This window comes from Vibrio sp. KUL70 (genome assembly GCF_059725515.1).
In genome coordinates, this window is sequence record NZ_AP045834.1 from 2,247,527 (window position 1) to 2,269,917 (window position 22,391).

At 44.1% G+C, this 22,391-nt stretch carries 18 protein-coding genes; 9 read left to right on the forward strand and 9 right to left on the reverse strand.

The window, feature by feature from the left end:
* Positions 1-16 precede the first annotated feature (16 nt).
* Entirely contained in the window at positions 17-517 is a 501-nt protein-coding gene (locus AC6I7V_RS09845; protein ID WP_255230187.1) for a DUF4442 domain-containing protein, read from the reverse strand.
* Positions 518-724: 207 nt separating this feature from the next.
* On the opposite strand from AC6I7V_RS09845, the gene fcrX reads away from it, so the two are divergent.
* Positions 725-1,174 (forward strand): ferric iron uptake transcriptional regulator FcrX, encoded by a 450-nt coding sequence (gene fcrX / locus AC6I7V_RS09850; protein ID WP_239833054.1) that lies wholly within the window; start codon positions 725-727, stop codon positions 1,172-1,174.
* 189 nt (positions 1,175-1,363) lie between these two features.
* Here fcrX and glnS read toward each other — a convergent pair whose 3' ends face one another.
* A complete protein-coding gene (gene glnS / locus AC6I7V_RS09855; protein WP_498010796.1) occupies positions 1,364-3,031 on the reverse strand; it encodes a glutamine--tRNA ligase in 1,668 nt (555 codons plus the stop codon).
* Positions 3,032-3,337: 306 nt separating this feature from the next.
* Complete coding sequence (gene nagE / locus AC6I7V_RS09860; protein WP_498011675.1) at positions 3,338-4,855, reverse strand: N-acetylglucosamine-specific PTS transporter subunit IIBC; 1,518 nt, start codon at positions 4,853-4,855, stop codon at positions 3,338-3,340.
* A 519-nt stretch (positions 4,856-5,374) separates the two neighbouring features.
* Between nagE and nagA the strand changes: the two genes are divergently transcribed.
* The 4 genes from nagA to asnB all read left to right on the forward strand — a co-directional run bounded on the left by nagA (position 5,375) and on the right by asnB (position 11,298).
* Positions 5,375-6,511: an N-acetylglucosamine-6-phosphate deacetylase gene (gene nagA / locus AC6I7V_RS09865; protein WP_261881911.1), complete on the forward strand. Its 1,137-nt coding sequence runs from the start codon at positions 5,375-5,377 to the stop codon at positions 6,509-6,511.
* Between the two features lie 2 nt (positions 6,512-6,513).
* Positions 6,514-7,728: a DNA-binding transcriptional regulator NagC gene (gene nagC, locus AC6I7V_RS09870; protein ID WP_255230183.1), complete on the forward strand. Its 1,215-nt coding sequence runs from the start codon at positions 6,514-6,516 to the stop codon at positions 7,726-7,728.
* Positions 7,729-7,813: 85 nt separating this feature from the next.
* Positions 7,814-9,400: a cation:proton antiporter family protein gene (locus tag AC6I7V_RS09875; protein ID WP_255230182.1), complete on the forward strand. Its 1,587-nt coding sequence runs from the start codon at positions 7,814-7,816 to the stop codon at positions 9,398-9,400.
* Positions 9,401-9,633: 233 nt separating this feature from the next.
* On the forward strand, positions 9,634-11,298 hold the full coding sequence (gene asnB / locus AC6I7V_RS09880; RefSeq protein ID WP_255230181.1) for an asparagine synthase B: 1,665 nt from the start codon (positions 9,634-9,636) through the stop codon (positions 11,296-11,298).
* 130 nt (positions 11,299-11,428) lie between these two features.
* Here the strand turns inward: asnB and AC6I7V_RS09885 are convergent.
* Together AC6I7V_RS09885 and rfaH are read right to left on the reverse strand one after the other, a co-directional pair.
* Positions 11,429-12,864 (reverse strand): IS1182 family transposase gene (locus tag AC6I7V_RS09885; RefSeq protein WP_498010782.1). Its coding sequence is split into 2 segments (ribosomal slippage): positions 11,429-11,691 and positions 11,691-12,864, totalling 1,437 coding nucleotides; the frame shifts between segments, so codons are not numbered across the junction.
* A gap of 123 nt (positions 12,865-12,987) precedes the next feature.
* Positions 12,988-13,506 (reverse strand): transcription/translation regulatory transformer protein RfaH, encoded by a 519-nt coding sequence (gene rfaH, locus AC6I7V_RS09890; RefSeq protein WP_255230180.1) that lies wholly within the window; start codon positions 13,504-13,506, stop codon positions 12,988-12,990.
* 436 nt (positions 13,507-13,942) lie between these two features.
* On the opposite strand from rfaH, the gene AC6I7V_RS09895 reads away from it, so the two are divergent.
* Complete coding sequence (locus AC6I7V_RS09895) at positions 13,943-15,334, forward strand: peptide MFS transporter (RefSeq protein ID WP_255230179.1); 1,392 nt, start codon at positions 13,943-13,945, stop codon at positions 15,332-15,334.
* A 246-nt stretch (positions 15,335-15,580) separates the two neighbouring features.
* Here the strand turns inward: AC6I7V_RS09895 and hemH are convergent, their stop codons facing one another.
* The 3 genes from hemH to htpG form a co-directional block, all read right to left on the reverse strand.
* Complete coding sequence (hemH, locus tag AC6I7V_RS09900; protein ID WP_255230178.1) at positions 15,581-16,543, reverse strand: ferrochelatase; 963 nt, start codon at positions 16,541-16,543, stop codon at positions 15,581-15,583.
* Positions 16,544-16,762: 219 nt separating this feature from the next.
* Positions 16,763-17,407 carry an adenylate kinase gene (gene adk, locus AC6I7V_RS09905; RefSeq protein WP_255230177.1) on the reverse strand — a complete coding sequence of 215 codons (645 nt, stop codon included), beginning with the start codon at positions 17,405-17,407 and terminating at the stop codon, positions 16,763-16,765.
* Between the two features lie 358 nt (positions 17,408-17,765).
* Positions 17,766-19,670 (reverse strand): molecular chaperone HtpG, encoded by a 1,905-nt coding sequence (gene htpG / locus AC6I7V_RS09910; protein WP_498010797.1) that lies wholly within the window; start codon positions 19,668-19,670, stop codon positions 17,766-17,768.
* Between the two features lie 271 nt (positions 19,671-19,941).
* On the opposite strand from htpG, the gene AC6I7V_RS09915 reads away from it, so the two are divergent.
* The 3 genes from AC6I7V_RS09915 (at position 19,942) to AC6I7V_RS09925 (ending at position 21,757) form a co-directional block, all read left to right on the forward strand.
* Positions 19,942-20,841 carry a winged helix-turn-helix domain-containing protein gene (locus AC6I7V_RS09915; RefSeq protein WP_498010798.1) on the forward strand — a complete coding sequence of 300 codons (900 nt, stop codon included), beginning with the start codon at positions 19,942-19,944 and terminating at the stop codon, positions 20,839-20,841.
* Position 20,842: 1 nt separating this feature from the next.
* Complete coding sequence (locus AC6I7V_RS09920) at positions 20,843-21,358, forward strand: regulatory protein ToxS (protein ID WP_255230174.1); 516 nt, start codon at positions 20,843-20,845, stop codon at positions 21,356-21,358.
* 93 nt (positions 21,359-21,451) lie between these two features.
* Complete coding sequence (locus tag AC6I7V_RS09925; protein ID WP_255230173.1) at positions 21,452-21,757, forward strand: Rdx family protein; 306 nt, start codon at positions 21,452-21,454, stop codon at positions 21,755-21,757.
* 54 nt (positions 21,758-21,811) lie between these two features.
* Here the strand turns inward: AC6I7V_RS09925 and yfcE are convergent, their stop codons facing one another.
* Positions 21,812-22,357 carry a phosphodiesterase gene (yfcE, locus tag AC6I7V_RS09930; protein WP_498010799.1) on the reverse strand — a complete coding sequence of 182 codons (546 nt, stop codon included), beginning with the start codon at positions 22,355-22,357 and terminating at the stop codon, positions 21,812-21,814.
* Between the last annotated feature and the right edge of the window lie 34 nt (positions 22,358-22,391).

Here is a 22,391-nt window from a genome sequence, read left to right on the forward strand (position 1 = left end):
TGCCAATTTCAGCTAATCAAGCCTCTACAGGCTCATCGTCTTCTCTAAATTGTGGTTTCTTCCTTACATAGAGCGTGCGTTGGATTTCAGACACCACCTGCCCTTTTTTGTCTTTGACATAAATAATGAACTCCGGAAAGCACTTTTCACCCAGTTGGGTTTGACGATAAATGTCATCCAATTGATTTTGAGTAATTTCAAACTCGGCATACAGATCCGACTGACCAGGTTTGATAAAATTAATGCTCGCTTCTTTATCCCAAACATAATAACGCTCACCAAGAATGCCCATTAACATCAGTGAGTAAACTGGATCAGTGAGAGAAAAGATACTGCCCCCGTATTGGGTACGATTGGCATTTTTATTCCACCAACGTAACTTTAACACCGTCTTTACAACTCGAAAATCATGGCTAATGTGGTCGATTTTAATACCTGCCCCCCAAAAAGGCGGCCAGATGTTGAGCGCAAATTTAACGATACCGGGTTTGTAGATTCTAGCGAGTTGCTTGTTCATTACGATCTTCCATGTTCTGCTTCTATTCAGCACCATAATAACTGGTCTAACCTCTAATATAAGAGAGATATTTAGATTTTACAAAACAGATTGTGATACAAGTGATTAACCCTTTGAAGTTCGTGGTTTATTGTTGTGGTCGAGTATCCTATAATAACGGGAATATTGAATTCTGTTAATTGCTGCAGATCATCAACAGGAAAGTATATGTCAGACAACAATCAAGCGCTAAAAGATGCTGGTCTTAAAGTGACCCTCCCAAGGCTCAAAATTCTAGAAGTATTACAACAGCCAGACTGCCAACACATTAGTGCTGAAGACTTGTATAAAAAGCTAATCGACTTAGGTGAAGAGATTGGCCTTGCGACCGTTTATAGAGTTCTTAACCAATTCGATGACGCTGGCATTGTAACTCGTCACCACTTCGAAGGCGGCAAGTCTGTATTCGAACTATCAACGCAGCATCATCACGATCACCTTGTATGTTTAGACTGTGGTGAAGTGATTGAATTCTCAGACGACATCATCGAAGAGAGACAAAAAGAGATCGCCAAGCGTTATAACGTTCAGCTAACGAACCACAGCTTGTACCTTTACGGTAAGAGCATATCGGGTGACTGCAAAGGCAACCCAGACGCGCATAAAGCGAAGAAATAAAACAAACGCTGACCTCGGTCAGCGTTTTTTATTTGGAAGGCAACGAAACGTACCGAAGCAGACATTTAACAACCCTTAATGAACACAGTTAAACTCAAGATACAAAAAAGCCAGCTTCTGAAGAGGCTCCCAGTCATCGGGAGCCCAATCAAATCGCTGGCTTTTTCCTTTATCTAACCGAAGAGGTTATTAAGCTTCTGTTTTACCCCAAGTATCACGTAGACCAACCGTACGGTTGAATACTAGCGCGTCTGCTTTCGAGTCTTTTGAATCAACACAGAAGTAACCTGTACGCTCAAACTGGAAGCCTTGCTCTGGAGCTGCTTCAGCTAAGCTAGGTTCAACAAAGCCGTTCAGTTTAACCAGAGAGTCTGGGTTGATTGTTGCAGCGAAGTCATCCGCAGCCGCTGGGTTAGCGACTGTGAATAGGCGATCGTACAGACGAATCTCTGCTGGTAGTGCTTTATCAGCCGATACCCAGTGGATAACACCTTTTACTTTACGACCATCAGCTGGATTCTTACCTAGCGTTTCGTTATCGTAAGAACAGAAAATCGTTGTAATGTTACCTTCTACATCTTTCTCAATGCGCTCAGCTTTAATCACGTAAGCACCACGTAGACGAACTTCTTTACCTAGAACCAAACGCTTGTACTTCTTGTTTGCTTCTTCACGGAAGTCATCACGCTCAATCCAAACTTCACGGGTAAATGGTACTTCACGAGTGCCCATTTCAGGTTTGTTCGGGTGGTTGGCTACCGTAAGTGTTTCCACTTTATCTGCATCGTAGTTTTCGATCACGATCTTAACTGGATCCAGAACTGCCATTGCACGCGGTGCGTTCTCGTTCAGGTCATCACGAATACAAGACTCAAGCGAACCGAATTCAATCATGTTCTCTTGCTTCGTTACACCGATACGCTTACAGAACTCACGAATAGACGCAGGCGTGAAACCGCGGCGACGCAGACCAGAGATTGTTGGCATACGTGGGTCATCCCAACCGTTAACTAGGTTTTCAGTCACAAGCGTGTTCAGCTTACGCTTCGACATCACAGTGTACTCTAGATTAAGACGGCTGAATTCATACTGACGTGGCTGACAATCAATTGTGATGTTATCGAGTACCCAATCGTACAGACGACGGTTATCTTGGAATTCTAGTGTGCAGATAGAGTGCGTAATGCCCTCTAGCGCATCAGAAATACAGTGCGTGAAGTCGTACATTGGGTAAATGCACCACTTGTCACCCGTTTGGTGGTGGTGAGCAAAACGCACACGGTAAATAACGGGATCGCGCATTACCATGAACGACGAGCTCATGTCGATCTTAGCACGCAGACACGCTTTACCTTCTTCAAAGCCACCGTCACGCATCTTTTCAAATAGCGCTAGGTTCTCTTCAGGGCTGCGATCGCGGTATGGACTCGCTTTACCAGGCTCTTTTAGCGTGCCACGGTATTCACGGATCTGCTCAGGACTTAGCTCGTCAACGTACGCTAAGCCTTTATTAATTAATTCGACAGCGTAAGCGTAAAGCGTATCGAAGTAGTTTGATGAGTAACAGATGTCACCAGACCACTCGAAGCCTAACCAGCTTACATCATTCTTAATTGACTCAACGTATTCAACGTCTTCTTTTTCAGGGTTTGTATCATCAAAACGAAGATTACATTGTCCCTGGTAGTCCTGAGCAATACCAAAGTTCAAGCAGATAGATTTAGCGTGACCAATGTGCAGGTAACCATTCGGCTCCGGCGGGAAACGAGTATGCACGCTAGTGTGTGTACCATCCGCTAAATCTTTATCAATAATTTGGCGAATGAAATTCGATGGACGAGCCTCAGCTTCACTCATCTATAGCACCTCTATGTATTTAGTATTGTCAGAGAAAAATTCTTCTTTCCATTCCAGAAATAGCGCTTTTAACTTAAGCCTAGGATAGAAAGATCATTGTTGCTAATCATCCACAATTCTTAGGCTTTACACAATAAGAACCATCAGTTTATTGTGAATATTTCTGCTATTCGATGAAGAATAGAACGCTGAATGATTCAAGCGCCAAAGCCAGATACGAAAAAGCCTCCCATAAGGGAGGCTTCAATTTAGACTTACTTAGCTCTTTAGGCTGTTGCGTGAGTGATTTGCTCTACGCGAAAGCGACTAAGGAAGTTTAACATCTGATAGGTCTTCACCTGCACCGATTGCTTTCATTTCGCCAGCAACGATTTCAGCTAGTGGACCTAGGATAACCTGTAGGTTGTTTTCACCTAGTTTAACCACACCTTTCGCACCTAGTTTCTTAAGAACAGCTTCGTCAGCTACTGAGCGGTCTTTAAGAGTTAGACGTAGACGAGTAATACAAGCGTCGATTGAAGTTAGGTTCTCGTGACCACCTAGAGCTTTCAGGTATTGACGAGCTAGGTCACCTTTTGGCGCTTCAGCGTCAGTTGCTGCAGCACCTTCTTCGTCATCTTCACGACCTGGCGACTTCAGGTTGAAAGCGCGGATTGCGAAGCTGAATGTGAAGAAGTATAGAGCACCGAAGCCTAGACCGATGAATAGCAGCGTCATTGGCTTAGTCGCTAGACCGAAGTTCAATACGAAGTCGATTAGACCAGCAGAGAAACCGAAGCCGTGAAGCGTACCGAACATGTTAGCGATGACTAGAGATAGACCAGTAAATACAGCGTGCATTGCGTATAGAGCAGGAGCTAGGAATACGAACATGAATTCTAGTGGCTCTGTGATACCTGTTAGGAATGAACAGAATGCTACTGAGAATAGTGCGCCACCAACTTGACCGCGTTTTTCAGCTGGAGCTGCTAGGTACATTGCTAGTGCTGCACCTGGTAGACCAAACATCATTACAGGGAAGAAGCCGTTCATGAATACGCCAGCGCCTTTGTCGCCGCCGAAGAAGCGGTGTAGGTCACCAGACTTAACTGTTTCAGTTACTTCTTTAACAACTGCAGTGATTTCTGGGTTTACAGAGTTCGCGAAGTTGAATGTGTACTCTTGACCAACAACTAGAGTTTTCGCTAGAGCTGGGTCAACACAAAGTTGTTTGAAGCTTTCGAAGCCAGCAGAACCAGCTACTACGATCTCTTGACAAGTACCCATACCGAACCAGAAGTAAGAGTTCAATACGTGGTGTAGACCTACAGGGATAAGTGCACGGTTAAGAGTACCGTATACGAACTGACCGATAGCACCAGACGTTGATACTGCGTGAGCTAATGCATCTAGACCAGATTGAACACCAGGCCATACCACACCAGAGATTGCACCAGCAACTAATGCAAATAGACCGGCCATGATTGGCACAAGACGTTTACCTGCGAAGAATGCTAGCCACTCAGGAAGGCGTGTTGCATGGAAAGCGTTGTATGAGTGACCTGCAATAATACCTGCGAAGATACCGCCAAAGAAAGACATGTTTACGTCAGCATTAATTGTTGTTGCTGTCGCTGTAAGTACGAAGTAAGCAACCGCACCAGCAAGACCTGCTGCACCATTGCCGTCTTTAGAAAGACCAATTGCGATACCTAGACCAAATAACAGCGGTAGGTTACCGAAGATAGCACCACCAGCTTGCGCCATAAATGGAATATCAAGTAGATCGCCTTGACCTAAACGTAGTAGAAGCGCCGCAATCGGAAGCGTTGCGATAGGAAGCATTAACGCTTTACCTAGCTTCTGTGCATATCCTAGAATATTCACCTGTTGTTTCCCCCTATAGGATTTTGAGTATTCGTTTGAGAAACTTATTTTAGTCACTCAATTTAGTCCTAATCAGTGTATTCAATTAATTTTGCCCCGCAAATTAAAACCTTACCATTTGTGATCATAATCACCAGTTTTTGCCAAATCACAAGGTTTTTGCTAGCGAGATCATAAAACTTATTTTATCATTCAAAAAAATGAAGATTTACAGATAAAATTCAAGAGTAATTATTAGGCCAATGCATGGGTACAACCTGCTTTCTTTACCCCGCTAATAATCAATAATCAGGCCAAGTAATGAAAGACCAAAACGTATTTGTTTACTGTATTTTCAAAAACTTAATTCGCACTTCACCTTGAAGTTTGCCAGTTTCAAAAAGTTAAATCGTTACGTAAATGATGTTCGCAAAGTAAGTCGAAATTTTAGGTAACGAACAAAATTTAAAGTTCTCACGAAATAAGGATTAGCTGACTATGTACGCGCTAAGTAACTGTAAAATCTACACTGGTAGTGATGTTCTGACCGATCACGCAGTTGTTATTGAAAACGGACTGATTAAGCAAGTCTGCCCTGTTGCTGAACTGCCAAACGGCATTGAAGTTCGTGACCTAGAAGGTGCTAACCTGAGTCCGGGCTTTATTGACCTACAGCTTAATGGTTGCGGCGGTGTTATGCTTAACGATGAAATCACTGCTGATACGATGCAGATTATGCATCGAGCTAACTTAAAGTCTGGTTGCACGAGCTTCCTACCAACTCTGATCACCTCTTCAGACGAAGACATGCGCGCAGTGATCACAGCAGCTCGTGAATACCACAACCAATATCAAAACCAATCTCTTGGTTTGCATCTGGAAGGCCCATACCTTAACGTCGCGAAAAAAGGGATTCACAGCGTCGACCATATTCGTAAATCAGACAACGACATGATCGACCTCATCTGTGAGAACAGCGATTTGGTCGCTAAAGTTACTTTGGCTCCTGAACTAAATGACCCTGAGCATATCGAACGTCTACACAAAGCTGGCGTCGTTGTTTCTATCGGTCATACCAATGCGACTTATGCTGAAGCGCGCAAAGGCTTTGAGTCTGGTATCACCTTCGCAACACACCTTTTCAATGCGATGACACCAATGGTTGGCCGTGAACCAGGTGTTGTAGGCGCAATCTACGATACACCTGAAGTCTATGCGGGTATCATCGCTGACGGCTTCCACGTTGATTACGCAAACATCCGTATTGCGCATAAAATCAAGGGAGAAAAGCTTGTATTAGTGACGGATGCCACAGCTCCTGCAGGTGCTGACATGGAATACTTTATTTTTGTCGGTAAGAAAGTATATTACCGAGATGGTAAGTGTGTTGATGAGAACGGCACACTGGGCGGCTCAGCTCTGACTATGATTGAAGCAGTACAGAACACAGTTGAGCACGCTGGAATCGCTTTAGACGAAGCTCTACGCATGGCGACTCTGTACCCAGCAACTGCGATGGGTGTAGAAAGTAAACTAGGTCGAATTAAGAAAGGCATGGTAGCTAACCTGGCTGTGTTCGATAGAGACTTCAATGTAAAAGCGACTGTTGTTAACGGACAATACGAGCACAATTAAGTATGAATGGCGGACAAATAGGTAACGTAGACTTAGTTAAACAACTAAACAGTGCGGCGGTATACAGGCTCATAGACCAACAAGGTCCTATCAGTCGCATACAAGTGGCTGACGTAAGCCAACTCGCACCAGCAAGTGTTACAAAGATTACCCGCCAATTATTAGAGCGCGGCCTCATCAAAGAGGTGGCTCAGCAAGCGTCTACTGGCGGTAGACGCGCTATCTCCCTAACGACAGAGGTGGAGCCTTTTCACTCCATCGCTGTTCGTTTAGGGCGAGATTATATTCAACTTAGCCTTCATGACCTCGGTGGTCGTGAGCTGGCTTTCGTTCAAGAAGACCTAAACTACTCAGATCAATCCGATTTGATGGAAGGTTTATTGACCACCCTTAAATCATTTGTTGCTGAACAGCAGTATCAAATCGACCAATTGATTGCGATCGGCATTACCTTACCTGGCCTTGTAAACCCGACAACAGGTGTGGTCGAGTACATGCCAAATACGGATATCGATAATTTAGCCCTCAGTGACATTATTCGCGACACATTCCACGTGGCTTGTTTCGTCGGAAATGACGTTCGCGGTATGGCTTTAGCAGAGCATTACTTCGGTGCAAGCCAAGACAGCCAAGACTCAATCCTAGTCAGCGTTCATCGTGGTACAGGTGCGGGTATCATAGTAAACGGCCAAGTGTTCTTAGGGCATAACCGTAACGTTGGAGAGATCGGGCATATTCAAATTGATCCACTAGGTGAACAGTGCCAATGCGGTAACTTTGGTTGCTTAGAAACCGTTGCTGCAAACCCAGCTATTATCGACCGTGTTCAAAAGCTAATTAAGCAAGGTTACGAATCTTCTCTAACTGAGCTTGAGTGCATCACAATTCAAGATGTTTGTGACCACGCAATGAATGGTGATGAACTGGCAAAACAGAGCTTGGTTCGCGTTGGTAACCAATTAGGTAAAGCCATAGCAATGACGATCAACTTGTTTAACCCACAAAAAGTGATCATTGCTGGTGACATTACCAAGGCTCAAGACATTGTTTTCCCGGCAATTAAGCGTAATGTAGAGAATCAATCGTTAACGACTTTCCATAGCGGCTTGCCTATTGTAGCATCTGAGATCGACAAACATCCGACAATGGGTGCCTTCGCGATGATCAAACGTGCCATGCTCAACGGCGTGTTATTGCAGAAGCTACTCGAAGACTAAAGAAAAGCAATATTGATTTTCAGCGGGCCGTGTTTGGATAAAACACGGCCCGTTTTTATAAGCTAGGGAACAACAACTACAAGTTATGGAACTTATATTATTATCCGCTGCATTTATTGCAGGCTTTATCTCTTTGAAGTGTCAATTACCCCCACTCGTTGGCTTTCTCATTGCAGGCTTTGCGCTTAACGCGTTTGGCTTTGAAAGCAATGACACCATCGTTACTCTTGCCGATCTCGGCGTCACTCTACTGTTATTTACGATTGGTCTTAAGCTGGATATCAAAACCTTGTTATCCAAGGAAATCTGGGCCGGCGCAACCGTACATAACCTGATCTCTACCCTCTTTTTTGCAGTGGCTCTGTTTGGCTTTAAATTGCTTGGGATCTCCTCCCTTGCTGCAATGTCAAATGAACAGCTCATCTTACTAGGCTTTGCTCTTTCCTTTTCAAGTACGGTTTTTGCGGTCAAAACGCTACAAGAGAAAGGTGAGATGAATGCCACCTACGGCACCCTAGCGATCGGTATTTTGGTAATGCAAGATATCTTCGCAGTCGTGTTTCTAACCGCTTCTACCGGTAAGCTCCCTGAATGGTATGCTATTGCCTTGTTCGCACTCCCTCTTCTAAGGCCACTCTTCTACAAAATACTTGATTGGGTAGGACACGGCGAAATGTTGGTGCTGTTTGGTATCTTCTTTGCTCTCGTTGTCGGTGCCGGTCTGTTTGAGTTTGTTGGGGTAAAACCAGACCTTGGCGCACTGATTTTAGGTATGTTGCTGGCAGGTCACGCTAAAGCATCGGAACTGTCAAAATCACTCTTTAACCTAAAAGAGTTGTTCCTTGTGTGCTTCTTCTTAAATATTGGCTTGTCTGAACAGCCGACTATTCAGGGCTTTATGCTGGCAATCTTGTTCTTACTGTTATTGCCAGTCAAAGGCTTCCTCTACTTCTGGGTGCTTAATTTCTTCAAATTCCGAGTTCGTACCTCGCTGCTAGCATCACTTTCTCTATTCAACTTCAGTGAGTTTGGTCTGATTGTTGGTGGCCTTGCATTTAAAATGGGATGGATGTCTGGCGATATCTTGGTTGCCGTCGCGATTGCTGTCTCATTATCTTTCTTGATTGCCGCTCCACTCAATCGCGCTGGGCACAAACTGTATCAACACTCAGGTAAATGGCTAAAAGAGCACGCAGCAGAAAAGCTCAACCAGCGTGATAAACGGATTGATCCAGGCCATGCTCAAGTATTGATCCTTGGTATGGGCAGAATTGGTACTGGTGCTTATGACGAACTTCTCACTCGCTATGGAAAAGTCTGCTTAGGCGTCGAAGTACGAGAGGATGCCGCAGACAGCCATCGCAGTCATGGACGTAACGTTATCTCTGGCGACGCAACCGACCCGGATTTTTGGGAACGTATTTTAGATACGGCTAATGTTAAGCTCGTTATTCTTGCGATGCCTCACCACCAAGGTAACCAGACCGCGCTTGACCAGCTCAAAGCTCGTAACTTTAAAGGTCAAATTGCTGCTATCGCAGAGTATTCGGATCAACTAGAGACACTGAAAGAAAACGGCGTTGACGCTGCATTCAACATTTACAGTGAAGCGGGTAGCGGTTTTGCACGCCACGTGTGCGAACAACTTAGCCCTAACATTATGAAAATGTAGTATTTCACCCTAGCCACTCCCCCTTGTTTTCGTTCAAATATTGTCGGCAATGAGGGAGGAGTGGCTAAAAATCACACCGCATTTAAATAAAATCAATCAAAAATACACTTTAAATAGAAAATCTCTAATAGAACCCTCTTTATATAATTTTTTTCATCATACCCGGTTGCATTTTTTAACCAAAATGGCAAATTGAATACAGTTGATTTGGAAATGATTTGAAAGGAAGTTCTATGTGTTCAGTATTTGGCATTCTTGATATTAAAAGTGATGCTGCAGCACTTCGCCCTGTTGCCCTAGAAATGTCTAAAAAACTCCGCCACCGTGGTCCAGACTGGTCTGGTATTTACGCAAGCGACAAAGCTATTCTTGCTCACGAACGTCTTGCTATTGTTGGCCTAAATAGTGGTGCACAGCCTCTTTACAGCCAAGATAAAAAACACATTCTGGCGGTAAACGGCGAAATTTATAACCACAAAGAACTTCGAGCTCGTTACCAAGATAAATACGAGTTTCAGACGGATTCTGACTGTGAAGTTATCCTTGCCCTATATCAAGAACTTGGTGCGGATCTGCTGGAAGAGCTAAACGGTATTTTTGCATTCGTACTGTACGATGAAGAGAAAGACGAATACCTAGTTGGCCGTGACCACATTGGTATTATCCCTCTATACCAAGGTTACGATGAACACGGTAACTACTACGTCGCGTCAGAAATGAAAGCACTAGTACCAGTATGTAAAACAGTGAGCGAATTCCCTCCTGGCTGTTCATACGGTTCAAAAGATTCAGAGCCTCAGCGCTACTACATTCGTGACTGGAACGAATACGCAGCTGTACAAGGTAACTCAACCAGCAAAGAAGAGCTGACAGAAGCGTTAGAAGCTGCGGTTAAACGCCAGCTCATGACTGACGTTCCATACGGTGTACTTCTATCAGGTGGTTTGGATTCATCCATCACATCTGCAGTAGCAAAACGCTTTGCGGCAATGCGTATCGAAGACGACGAACAGTCTGAAGCATGGTGGCCACAACTGCACTCTTTCGCTGTTGGTCTTGAAGGCGCGCCTGACTTAGTCGCTGCTCGTGAAGTGGCTGACAAGATTGGTACTGTTCACCACGAAATGACCTACACAATCCAAGAAGGTTTGGATGCGATTCGCGATGTTATCTACCACATTGAAACTTACGATGTGACCACCATACGTGCATCGACTCCGATGTACCTGCTTGCTCGTAAGATCAAAGCGATGGGTATCAAGATGGTACTCTCTGGTGAAGGTGCAGATGAAATCTTCGGTGGCTACCTGTACTTCCACAAAGCGCCAAATGCGAAAGAGTTCCATGAAGAAACGGTGCGTAAACTTCTAGCGTTGAACATGTTTGACTGTGCTCGTGCTAACAAATCTCTAGCAGCTTGGGGCGTTGAAGGTCGCGTACCTTTCTTAGACAAAGAGTTTATTGATGTGGCAATGCGTCTAAACCCTGAAGATAAGATGTGTGGCAACGGTAAAATGGAAAAACACATCCTACGTGAGTGTTTCGAGCACTACCTGCCAGACTCTATCGCATGGCGTCAAAAAGAGCAGTTCTCAGACGGTGTGGGCTATGACTGGATCGATACACTGAAGGCAACTGCAGAAGCAAAAGTAACCGACCAGCAAATGGAAACAGCGAAATTCCGCTTCCCATACAACACGCCTACAACCAAAGAAGGTTACGCTTACCGTGAGATCTTTGAAGAGTTGTTCCCACTAGAGTCTGCAGCAGAGTGTGTACCAGGTGGTCCTTCTGTAGCATGTTCATCTGCGAAAGCGATTGAGTGGGATGAGTCATTCAAGAACAACGCCGATCCTTCAGGCCGCGCTGTTAAAGCGGTTCACAACGACGCATACTAGAACCTGACTTTTCTAGAAAATCAGAATCAAAAAAGGCGCTCTTAGCGCCTCAGATTGCTGACGAACCCCACTTTTTGAAGTGGGGTCTCTTTTTCGAGCGGCCGTAGGCCGCGATCGCGATATTTTTTTATTATGCGAAGTTTGGAAGAGCCCAACACTTAAATTGGCATCTAGACGCCATAATTTGACGTATTTGGGACATATTTAGCCCTATTTTTTGTAAATAGCTCACCACCAAGGCTATCTTCTTGATGTTTTGAGCGGCAGCTGCCAACCAACATTGCATTTGCACTTTCGAGAGCCCGCGGAAGCGGGCATAACGGTGACCATGGTGCTGCTTAGCGTCGGCGAAGCTCCGCTCTACCGTCTCACTTCTTCGCCTATACGTCTTTTTCCATAAGGTGAGAGCCGCATTTGGTTGGCTCTATCCATCGCGTCCGTATAGATATGTCTTGTAATGACTTTCTTTATATTTTTACTTTGCGTACAGTCATCTCTCATTGGACAGAACGCACACTCTTTCGGGTCGGAGTGATACTCACGATACGCATCTCTAGACGTTGTTTTATAGATGAGCTCTTGACCGTTAGGGCAGCGGTAACTGTCTCGCTCTCCATTGTAGATGAAGTGCTTTTTCTTGAACGCATTCTTTGTTCTCGATGGTCTGCGATAACCGAACACGCCTAAGATATTTCGACGCTCTAATGACTCAGCGACTGGCGCAGTGAAGTAGCCCGCGTCGAGTCCAACGGCGATTGGATTAAGGTTAAATTGCTCTAGGGTATAGTCCAGACGCTTCACATAAGGTTGAGAGTCATTGATATTACCTGCTGTGACATGGGTATCTAAGATAATGCCATGCTGTCCATCCACTGTACGGTGGTCGAGATAGAAGAAGCCTTGGGGCTTATTATCTCGAGTCATGAAGCCACTTTCCGGGTCGGTAGTACTCGTTTTGGTGCTCTTAGTTTTAGGCTCAGCGGTACGTGACTTTAGAGGTTTCTTACCCTCTTTCTCTCGGTCTAGCGCGACATCTTCATCGAGCATATCAAGATAAGCACTGGCGCGAACCTTAGTCACTTTGTTCGTGTGCTTATTTTTGTTGGCATTGGCTTTTAGGTGCGTGCTGTCAGTAAATAGTTCTTGGCCTGCGACCAAACCTTTCGCCATTGCCTGCTCTACGATATTGATAAAGATACGCTCAAACACATCGGTACCATTAAAGCGGCGAATACGGTTTTGGCTGAGTGTCGATGCATGGATAACTTTCTCTGTCAGTGACATACGCAGGAACCATCGATAAGCGACATTGACTTCAATCTCTTTCACGAGTTGTCGCTCGCTTTTTATTCCGAAGAGGTAACCAAGCAGGATGATTTTAAACAGGCGTACAGGGTCAACAGGTGGGCGACCGTTGTCTTTACAGTAGAGGTGAGCGACTTCATTACGGATAAACTCGAAGTCGATGGCTTTATCTATCTTACGAACTAAATGGTTCTGAGGAACGAGCTGTTCCATGGTGACCATTTCGAGTTCATATTGTTGAGGTGAAGGCTCTTGAAGCATAGTGAGATATCCATATTTCGATACCCCTATTAGATCAAAGGTCTAGCTTGAAAGCTAGACCTTTGTCAGCAGTCTGAGGCGCTCTTAGCGCCTTTTTTATTATCCAAAGACCCGAAAGTCAGATTAAATGCGTGCTGCCAGAGCTGCGTTCTCAATGCTTACCGGAACCACCTGGCTAATCATCTGTACCAGCATAATCGATCGCGCTTCACCATCTTTTTCATGATAAACCGCCTTGATACCTGCAAACTGACCACTGCAGATCTCAACGACATCGCCCGCTTGATAGTCTGGACATAACTGCGGACAATCATCCACGAGATACCCCTGACATTCGTGTTCAATCTGCTTCAACTCGTAAATCAGATCACCTTGCACTTCATGTGGCATCGCACCAAATTTAATGAAGTCCACCACGCCTCTTGTTGACCGCAATGTAGTAAAACTTGGTCCTTGTTCATAATCAAATCGAACAAAAATATAAGAAGGAAACAACGGCTCTTTGACACGCTTCTTTTTTCCTCTGACGATTTTTTCGACTTCAAGTTGAGGATAGAAACACTCTACCCCCTGATTTTCCATATGCTGTTTCGCTCGGAGTTGCTCTCCTCGCTTACAGTAAAGTAGATACCAACGTTTCATTTTCCTAGCCATTTTGTATTTTTTTTACATCTTAACATAGCCAAATTCGGATTAATTCAGGTTGATGATATGAATTAATCCTCGTTGGTCAATATTGCGGAACAGACCAATTATTCAACAAAAATAATTTCATCAAAAGCCACACCCGAACTATACAGTGGCGCACACCCAAAAATGAGAGCAAAATACATACGCTTACAAACCGAAAAATGCTACTTACAAGCCCATAAACCATTAATAAGCACTTATTCAATAATGGAAAATTAGTTTGCAGCACACAAATCCCACCCCACACTAGCAATAAAAACAAATCAAATCATAGGTTTAACAAAATATTACTGTCATCACTATAAAAAGACCCTATTGCAGTTTTTTATCTGGGTATGTATACATGATTAACTATAAAATCTTTTAATATTTAAAATTAGTAAAACTTATGCCAAAAACACACAACATCTTCGGCCACCCACGAGGGCTGTTTCTACTCTTTAGTACCGAGTTGTGGGAGCGATTCTCCTACTACGCAATGCGCGCCATTCTCGTTCTATTTTTAACAGATACCACCATCAATGGCGGCCTTGGTTGGTCAACCAAAGACGCTCTCGACCTTTACGGTATCTATACAGGTCTTGTTTACATCACACCTCTTATCGGCGGTTGGATTGCGGATAACTACCTAGGTCAACGTAAATCCATTCTGATTGGTGGCCTGTTAATGGCTCTGGGTCAGTTCACTTTAGCATTACCTAACGGCTTTATGGGATTAGACCAGGTGAGCGCTTTGTATCTAGGTTTAGCTCTACTGATCAGTGGTAACGGCATGTTCAAGCCAAACATCTCTACTATGGTGGGTGACCTTTACCAAGAAGGTGACAACCGTCGTGACGGCGCATTTACTATTTTCTACATGGGCATCAATCTGGGCGCACTGCTGGGTGGTCTAATTTCTGGTGCAGCTGTGGATTCATATGGTTGGAAAGCCGGTTTCCTTGCTGCAGGTATCGGTATGGTGATCAGCCTTGTGATGCAAATGACAATGGCCCAATCTTGGTTAGGAGATATCGGTTCAGTGCCAGCGGCTGCTCGTGCAAAAGCGCTAAGCAAATCGAAAGAGAAAGCACCACTAACCAAAGAAGAGTACGATCGACTCAAAGTTATCCTTATTATGGGTCTATTCGTTATCGTATTTTGGGCGGGCTTTGAACAAGCAGGTGGCCTAATGAACATCTACACTCAGCAGTACACTGACCGTATGATTGGCGATTTTGAAGTACCAGCAGCTTGGTTCCAATCTCTAAACCCATTCTTCATTATTACGCTAGCACCAATTATCGCGGCATTTTGGGTGAAGTTAGGCAAACGTGAACCAAATTCTCCGGTCAAATTTGCTATGGCTCTATTCTTTTTGGCTCTTGGTTTCGTTTGTATGATCGGTGCAGTTATGGAGCAAGGTGGCGACCTAAGCGTGAAGACTTCTATGCTTTGGTTAGTTGGCGCATTCTTCTTCCATACTCTTGGTGAGTTATGCCTATCGCCGATTGGTCTATCGCTGGTAACGAAACTGGCTCCTCTTCGCCTGGCTTCTTTGATGATGGGGGCATGGTTCGGTTTCAATGCGATCGCAAACTATGTTGCTGGTCTGGTGGGTTCTCATGTCGGTGAGCTAGGTGCAATGGCTATCTTTAGTGGTATTGCTATCTCAGCAACGATTAGTGGTGTGATTCTACTTCTTTGTGCGAACAAGCTAGTTGCTTGGATGCATGGTGTCGAAGGCAACCCTGTGAATACCGAATCAGAAGAGACTAGTGCACAAACTTCGCTAGCTTAATACCAATCACAGTAAATATGTGATCAAAAATAGCGCAGGAAAAAGGCTTGAGAACAAGGCAGCATTTTTCGATAAGTAGTTATTCTACAATCAAAAGTTCTAACGCAGTTATCGAGCCTTTTAACAAGCTAGGATAAGCAATTATTTACTACGATTGGTATAATACTAGACTCAACAAACAGTAGATAAATAAAAAGGAGTGGCTCTGTGAGTCACTCCTTTTCTGTTTTCAATAATGCCGTTTAACTATCGATGCATCTCGACGAGTTCTGCCATCATTTGGATGTGTTCATCATTGTCGTTTAGGCACTTAATGTAACTGAAGGCTTCGCCGCCCGCTTCAATGAAGGTCTCTTTACATTGATCAGAGATCTCTTCCAGTGTTTCCAAACAGTCTACAGAGAACGCTGGAGCCATGATATCGAGCTTCTTAATACCTTGCTTTGGCAACGCTTCCAACGTTTCGTCCGTATATGGCTTAAGCCACTCTTCACGACCAAAACGAGACTGATAAGTCATGGTGATCTTATCTGGTGACAAACCCAATTCTTGAGCTAACAACTCGGTCGTTTGCTCACAATGTTGAGGATAAATGTCACCTTGGTCAGCCAAACGCTTCGGAATACCGTGGAAAGAACAAACAAGATGGTCACCTTGCCCATTTTCACGCCAATGCTTTCTCACACTCTCAGCCAGAGCTTTAACGTAGCTTGGGTGGCTATAGTAATCACGGATAAAGCGGTAGCCCGGTATCACCGGCAGCTGTTTGAACGCTTTGGTGAGTCCGTCAGATACCGCAGCGGTCGTAGTTCCAGAATATTGAGGGTAAAGTGGCAGTACAATAATCTCTTCGACACCTTGTGCCATCAGGGCTTCAATACCTGATTTGAGACTTGGATTGCCATAAGTCATACCAAGCGCAACAGGCATCTGCAACTTATCTTGTAGCTTAGCGACCTGACGCTGAGAGTAAACCAACAGAGGCGAACCTTGGTCCATCCATACAGATTGGTAGAGCTTTGCAACTTTAGGTGAGCGGATTGGTAAGATCACGCCATGAAGAATCGGACACCAAAGCCAACGAGTGAGACTCACCACTCGTTTGTCATGCAGAAATTCGCTTAAAAAACGGCGCACAGCTGCAGGAGTTGCTGCATCAGGTGTCCCTAAGTTCACCAACAACACACCCTGCTTTTTTTTATTTTCCATAGATACCTGAGACCATTAATGAAATTTGGAAAGCTTTATACTCAGCCAGTCACTTTTGGGATCACCTTGATATACCTATTCAGATCCTCGGTTCATTATCTCTAACTTAACAACCATTTTAGCGATCACAAACACGAACTAAGCTGACCATTGATATAAAAAAAGCGACCTAACCGGTCGCTTCCAATATATCAAATTATAAAACTGGCTGTTAGCCAATTATGCTAGTGCTTTCTCAAGTTCTGCACTAACTTCAGCAACTTGCTTAGTACCGTCGAATTTAAGGTACTTAGTGTTACCCGCTTCAGCTTCTTTACCGTAGTAAGCGATAAGTGGTGCTGTTTGCTCATGGTAAACACCTAGACGAGCACGAACTGTTTCTTCTTTGTCGTCATCACGTACAACTAGCTCTTCACCAGTTACGTCATCTTTACCTTCTTCTTTAGGCGGGTTGTACACAACGTGATATGTACGGCCAGAAGGAAGGTGAGCACGACGACCAGCCATACGCTCAACAATCACGTCATCAGCTACGTCAAATTCAATAACGTAATCTACAGCGATACCCATCTCTTTTAGGCCATCAGCTTGTGGGATTGTGCGTGGAAAACCGTCAAGTAGGAAACCTTTTTCGCAGTCATCTTGAGCGATACGCTCTTTGATTAGACCAAGGATAATTTCATCAGAAACTAGCTGACCAGCGTCGATTACTGATTTAGCTTGCTTACCAAGCTCAGTACCCGCTTTGATAGCAGCACGTAGCATGTCACCAGTTGAAATTTGAGGAATACCAAATTTGTTCATGATGAAGTTTGCTTGAGTGCCTTTACCCGCGCCAGGAGCACCTAGAAGAATGATGCGCATGTTTAATCCTCTTATAAAATTATGATTTATACCGAAGCTCACTATTTGATTGATTCCGCATTTGACGAATAGAGTTCGAAAACTGCAAAAATAAGCACAACGGTAAGTTTCGGTATAACGTTTAAAAATCATACAGGTAGAGACCAATTTAACGATTGCTACCCGATTAGGTCGAGCATTCTACCACATTAATATTCATTGTGGCTGAATTTAAGACTAAAGAATGTAAGGTTGAAGAACAGTGCTGCACTCCTTGCCATTTTTCAACCAAATTGCAGAAGTTCAACGACATTCATAAAAAAAGCCCGCATTTGCGAGCTTTTTAAAGAAATTAGGCTTTTAGCCCAAAGTCGAAAGCTTAGCGTTTCGACAGCAGTTCATTGATTGCACCCAAGAACTGTGATGGATCTTCCATTGAACCTTTCTCGGCCAACATAGCTTGACCTAATAGAAGTTCAACCCAGCGACCAAACGCTTGTTCGTCCGCTTCGTCGGCCATTTGCTTAACAAGTGCATGTTCTGGGTTAATCTCAAAGATGTATTTCACTTCAGGTGCCGCCTGACCAGCAGCTTCAAGAAGCTTCGCCATTTGCGTACCCATCTCGAAATCATCGGTAACAACAACTGCAGGTGTGTTTGCCAGCTTGAATGTTGTACGAACCTCTTTAACACGATCACCTAGGTAAGACTGAGTGCGTTCAATAACAGACTTGAATTCCTCTTCTGTCTCTTTCTGCTTCTCTTTCTCTTCTTCACCTTCAAACTGACTTAAATCTAGGCCAGCTTTAGTAATAGATTGGAACTGCTTACCATCAAACTCAGTTAAGTAGTTCATCAAGAATTCGTCGATACGATCAAACATCAATACAACCTCAATCCCTTTCGCTCTAAATTGCTCTAGGTGAGGACTGTTTTTAGCGGCTGTGTAGCTGTCTGCTGTCAAGTAGTAGATCTTATCTTGACCTTCTTTCATGCGCTCTACGTAAGAAGCAAGGCTGATTGTCTGTTCAGAAGAGTCCACTTCCGTTGAAGCAAAACGCAGTAGACCGGCAATCTTCTCTTTGTTTGCCATATCTTCTGCTGGGCCTTCCTTCATCACTAAGCCAAACTCTTTCCAGAACTCTAGGTACTTGTCGTTATCGTTGTTCGCCATACGCTCTAGCATCGTCAGTACGCGCTTCGTACATGCGCCACGTAGCGATTGAGTCACCTTATTGTCTTGCAGAATTTCACGAGAGACATTCAAAGGTAGATCATTCGAATCAATCAAGCCGCGTACAAAACGCATGTAAGATGGCATGAACTGTTCTGCATCATCCATGATGAACACACGCTGTACGTATAGCTTTAAGCCACTCTTATGGTCGCGGTTCATCATATCCCAAGGAGCTTTAGACGGGATGTAAAGCAAGCTTGTGTAGTCGTTCTTACCTTCAACTTTGTTGTGGCTCCAAGTCAGAGCGTCTGCAAAGTCGTGAGAAACGTGCTTGTAGAATTCTTGGTACTCTTCTTTAGTAATGTCAGACTTGTTGCGAGTCCAAAGAGCTTGAGCTTTGTTGATTTGCTCCCATTTCTTCTCTTCGGTGTCTTTCCCTTCGTCATCTTTTACTGCCGTAAGAATAGAAACTGGAATGCCAATGTGGTCTGAGTATTTACTGATAACATCGCGCAGACGCCACTCGTTCAGGAACTCTTTACCTTCGTCACGCATGTGAAGAATGATGTCAGTACCACGAGACTCTTTTGAAATCGTCTCAATCGTGTACTCACCTTCACCAGCAGAGTGCCATTGAACCGCTTCGTCGCTTGCTAGACCAGCAGCGCGAGTACGGACAGTTACTGCGTCCGCAACAATGAATGCCGAGTAAAAGCCAACACCGAATTGACCAATCAGTTGAGAATCTTTGCTTTGGTCTTCAGAGAGCTTAGAGAAGAAGTCAGCCGTGCCCGATTTTGCGATCGTACCTAAGTGCTCGATCACATCATCACGACTCATACCGATACCATTGTCTGAAATGGTTAGGGTGTTTGCGTCGGCGTCAAAAGAGAGTTTAACGCCAAGGTCAGCGTCACCTTGGTATAAATCACCGTTTGATAATGCTTGGAAACGCAGCTTATCAGCAGCGTCAGATGCATTTGAGATCAATTCACGAAGGAAGATCTCTTTATTTGAATATAGTGAGTGAATCATCAAGTGAAGCAACTGCTTAACTTCTGATTGAAAGCCATGAGTCTCTTTATTTTGCGTTGCTGTTTCGCTCATTTTTACTCCAAAACATCTATACTTGAAACGTCAAAATCGGAAGGATGTTCTGTTTCTCCCCCCTAGTATGTTCAATAACATGAGGATGACAATTGTAAATTCAAGGTCAAAAATCATAAAAACACTGTTTTTTTTATCTGTTTTTATTATGCTAAGGCTCATAAATATAAAAGAACATAAAAGAATCATGATTTAGATGGAATTGAAGCTGAATTCCTTCGCAATTTGTCTATTTCGCATCCAAAAACAATTAAAAACATAGAAGAGTTCAATGAGCAATATCGGCACAAAGTTTATTCTCGCGCAGCGATTTGTATTTGACCCTAATAGTAACTCCCTTGTTGATCAGGCCAACGAAGGTGAAATCGTCCGTTTAGGCAGTAATGAAAGCCGCATTCTCCTCATGCTTTCAGAAAGGCCGAATGAAGTGATTACCCGAAATGAACTGCATGAATACGTATGGCGAGACCAAGGCTTTGAAGTCGATGACTCAAGCTTAACGCAAGCGATCTCTACGTTACGTAAAATGCTTAAAGACTCAACTAAATCTCCCGAGTTCGTTAAGACCGTGCCAAAGCGCGGTTATCAGTTTATTGCAACGGTTGAGCGTTCAGCACCATTTTCATCAAGCGATCAAACCACTTCAATTGAAAAACAAGAGGTGACTCTAGAAGCGGTAAACTCAGCACCAGTTACCACTGAGGAAAGTATTGAAACCTCAACTTTTGAGCCAGTGGTATCTCCAACACCAGTGGCGAAGCCTGAGCTTTCGAGCCAGAGCACTGGCACTACATCACCTCAAGAAAACAAATGGCTATATCGCGCTATTGGTTTGCTGGCGATTTTAATACCTATATTGGTTGTGACTTTCACGAACCCTGCCGAGTCTGAGTTCAGAACGTTAGCGGAAGTGGATGGCGTCCAAATCCTATCTCCGAAGAATCACCCTGATTTATCAGGCTGGATTCCTGCAATTGAAAAGTGTGTCACACACTACATTGCTGAGCATGATGGGCAACTTAAGCCAACACAAATTATTGCGACTGGCGGCCAAACTAATAACTTGGCACTCAACTACATCCATGCACAAGAGTACTCAAGTGAGAACATCACATTGAGGCTATACGCTAACCAAACCGACCTAAGTGAAATTTGTAAGGGTGGCCAGTAATATGAAATTAAAAATCTCACTCGCGTTACTCGTCGCTTCTGCACTGTTCAGCGGCTGGCTATACTGGGGCAGCGATGCCAAGGTTGCGCGCCTACTAACAGCACATGAATGGCAGTCAAAGATGGTCACGCTAATTACAGAAAGTAAGCAAGAAGACACAATTGGACCACTGCGTAAGGTAGAGTTATCTTCAAATGCCAAGTACCTGCCAAATGGCACTTATCTGAGAATGTCGATTGTTAGGCTTTACGGAACAGAAACTGCACCAGCCAATGTGATCAACATTTCAGAGACGGGTCAGTGGGACATCAACGACAACTATTTGTTAGTGTCACCTACGGAGTTTAAAGACGTGACGTCAGCACAGACCCAAGACTTCTCCCAACAACAGTTGGATTTGATCACTCAAGTAATCAAAATGGACGCGGAACAAAGCAGAAGAATCGATATCGTAAACCCAAAGGCACTGCTGCTAACTAGCTTGAATCACGGTTCTACAGTATTGTTTTCTAACTAAGTCACTCAATATTTGCGATAGAAAAGGGGCATGATGCCCCTTTTTTGTTGTCAATAACTCATAATACCAACTTATACGATGAGAGAATACGACATGGAGCAACCCACTCTTAATCAAGCTGCTGATAGACCAACGGTCACTATTTATTACTGTCGCCAGTGCAATTGGATGTTACGCGCTAGCTGGTTATCTCAAGAGCTTCTGCACACTTTTAGTGAAGAGCTTAGTGCTGTCACACTCTGTCCAGACACGGGAGGTCGATTCGAGATTTTTTGTAACGGAGTACAAATTTGGGAAAGAAAAGCCGAAGGTGGGTTCCCTGAAGCAAAAATACTCAAACAGAGAGTTCGTAATATTATTGCTCCAGAGCGCGATTTGGGCCACGTCGATTCAAAATAAACTCAGACCCTATGTTTCAAACAGGTTTGTAAAGTAGTTTAAGAGCGGTTTCTGTTATAGAGCACCGCTCTTCAAAACTTCCCCATCAAAACTCACGACTGAAAACAGTCCATCTTCATAGAGACCATAACTGGCCGGGTAACCATCGCGAGGAAAGGTGACAGAGCTTGGATTAAAGATAAAAATTTCATCTTGATACTCTGCAACTGGAATATGAGTATGACCGTGAGCAATCACGTCACCTGGGTTCAATGGTGGGCGCTTATTGGTGTTATATAGATGGCCATGAGTCAAAAATATGCGCTGTCCCGTCGGCAACAGTACCCATGAAGAATCCATCATCATAGGGAACGAAAGCAGCATCTGATCCACTTCGCTATCACAGTTACCTCTAACCGCAATAATCTGCGAAGCAAACTCATTCAATTTATCCGCTACAACTGGAGGGTTGTAACCTTCAGGGACCGGATTTCTTGGCCCATGATTTAGAGTATCACCCAGCAGCACCAAATACTGAGCTCCGGATGCCTTGTATAGCTCTAGCACTTTTTCAGTCGCAGGTAGCGATCCATGTAAGTCTGAAGCAAAAAATAATTTCACGCGTACATCTCCATAAAAACTATGGGCCTATTGT

Coding starts and splice junctions, on each gene's coding strand:
- AC6I7V_RS09875 (WP_255230182.1), top strand. CDS start 7,814: ATGGAACTTATATTATTATCCGCTGCATTTATTGCAGGCTTTATCTCT.
- AC6I7V_RS09915 (WP_498010798.1), top strand. CDS start 19,942: ATGAGCAATATCGGCACAAAGTTTATTCTCGCGCAGCGATTTGTATTT.
- hemH (WP_255230178.1), bottom strand. CDS start 16,543: ATGGAAAATAAAAAAAAGCAGGGTGTGTTGTTGGTGAACTTAGGGACA.
- nagC (WP_255230183.1), top strand. CDS start 6,514: ATGAATGGCGGACAAATAGGTAACGTAGACTTAGTTAAACAACTAAAC.
- AC6I7V_RS09845 (WP_255230187.1), bottom strand. CDS start 517: ATGAACAAGCAACTCGCTAGAATCTACAAACCCGGTATCGTTAAATTT.
- htpG (WP_498010797.1), bottom strand. CDS start 19,670: ATGAGCGAAACAGCAACGCAAAATAAAGAGACTCATGGCTTTCAATCA.
- adk (WP_255230177.1), bottom strand. CDS start 17,407: ATGCGCATCATTCTTCTAGGTGCTCCTGGCGCGGGTAAAGGCACTCAA.
- AC6I7V_RS09895 (WP_255230179.1), top strand. CDS start 13,943: ATGCCAAAAACACACAACATCTTCGGCCACCCACGAGGGCTGTTTCTA.
- rfaH (WP_255230180.1), bottom strand. CDS start 13,506: ATGAAACGTTGGTATCTACTTTACTGTAAGCGAGGAGAGCAACTCCGA.
- nagE (WP_498011675.1), bottom strand. CDS start 4,855: ATGCTTCCTATCGCAACGCTTCCGATTGCGGCGCTTCTACTACGTTTA.
- fcrX (WP_239833054.1), top strand. CDS start 725: ATGTCAGACAACAATCAAGCGCTAAAAGATGCTGGTCTTAAAGTGACC.
- nagA (WP_261881911.1), top strand. CDS start 5,375: ATGTACGCGCTAAGTAACTGTAAAATCTACACTGGTAGTGATGTTCTG.
- AC6I7V_RS09920 (WP_255230174.1), top strand. CDS start 20,843: ATGAAATTAAAAATCTCACTCGCGTTACTCGTCGCTTCTGCACTGTTC.
- glnS (WP_498010796.1), bottom strand. CDS start 3,031: ATGAGTGAAGCTGAGGCTCGTCCATCGAATTTCATTCGCCAAATTATT.
- asnB (WP_255230181.1), top strand. CDS start 9,634: ATGTGTTCAGTATTTGGCATTCTTGATATTAAAAGTGATGCTGCAGCA.
- AC6I7V_RS09925 (WP_255230173.1), top strand. CDS start 21,452: ATGGAGCAACCCACTCTTAATCAAGCTGCTGATAGACCAACGGTCACT.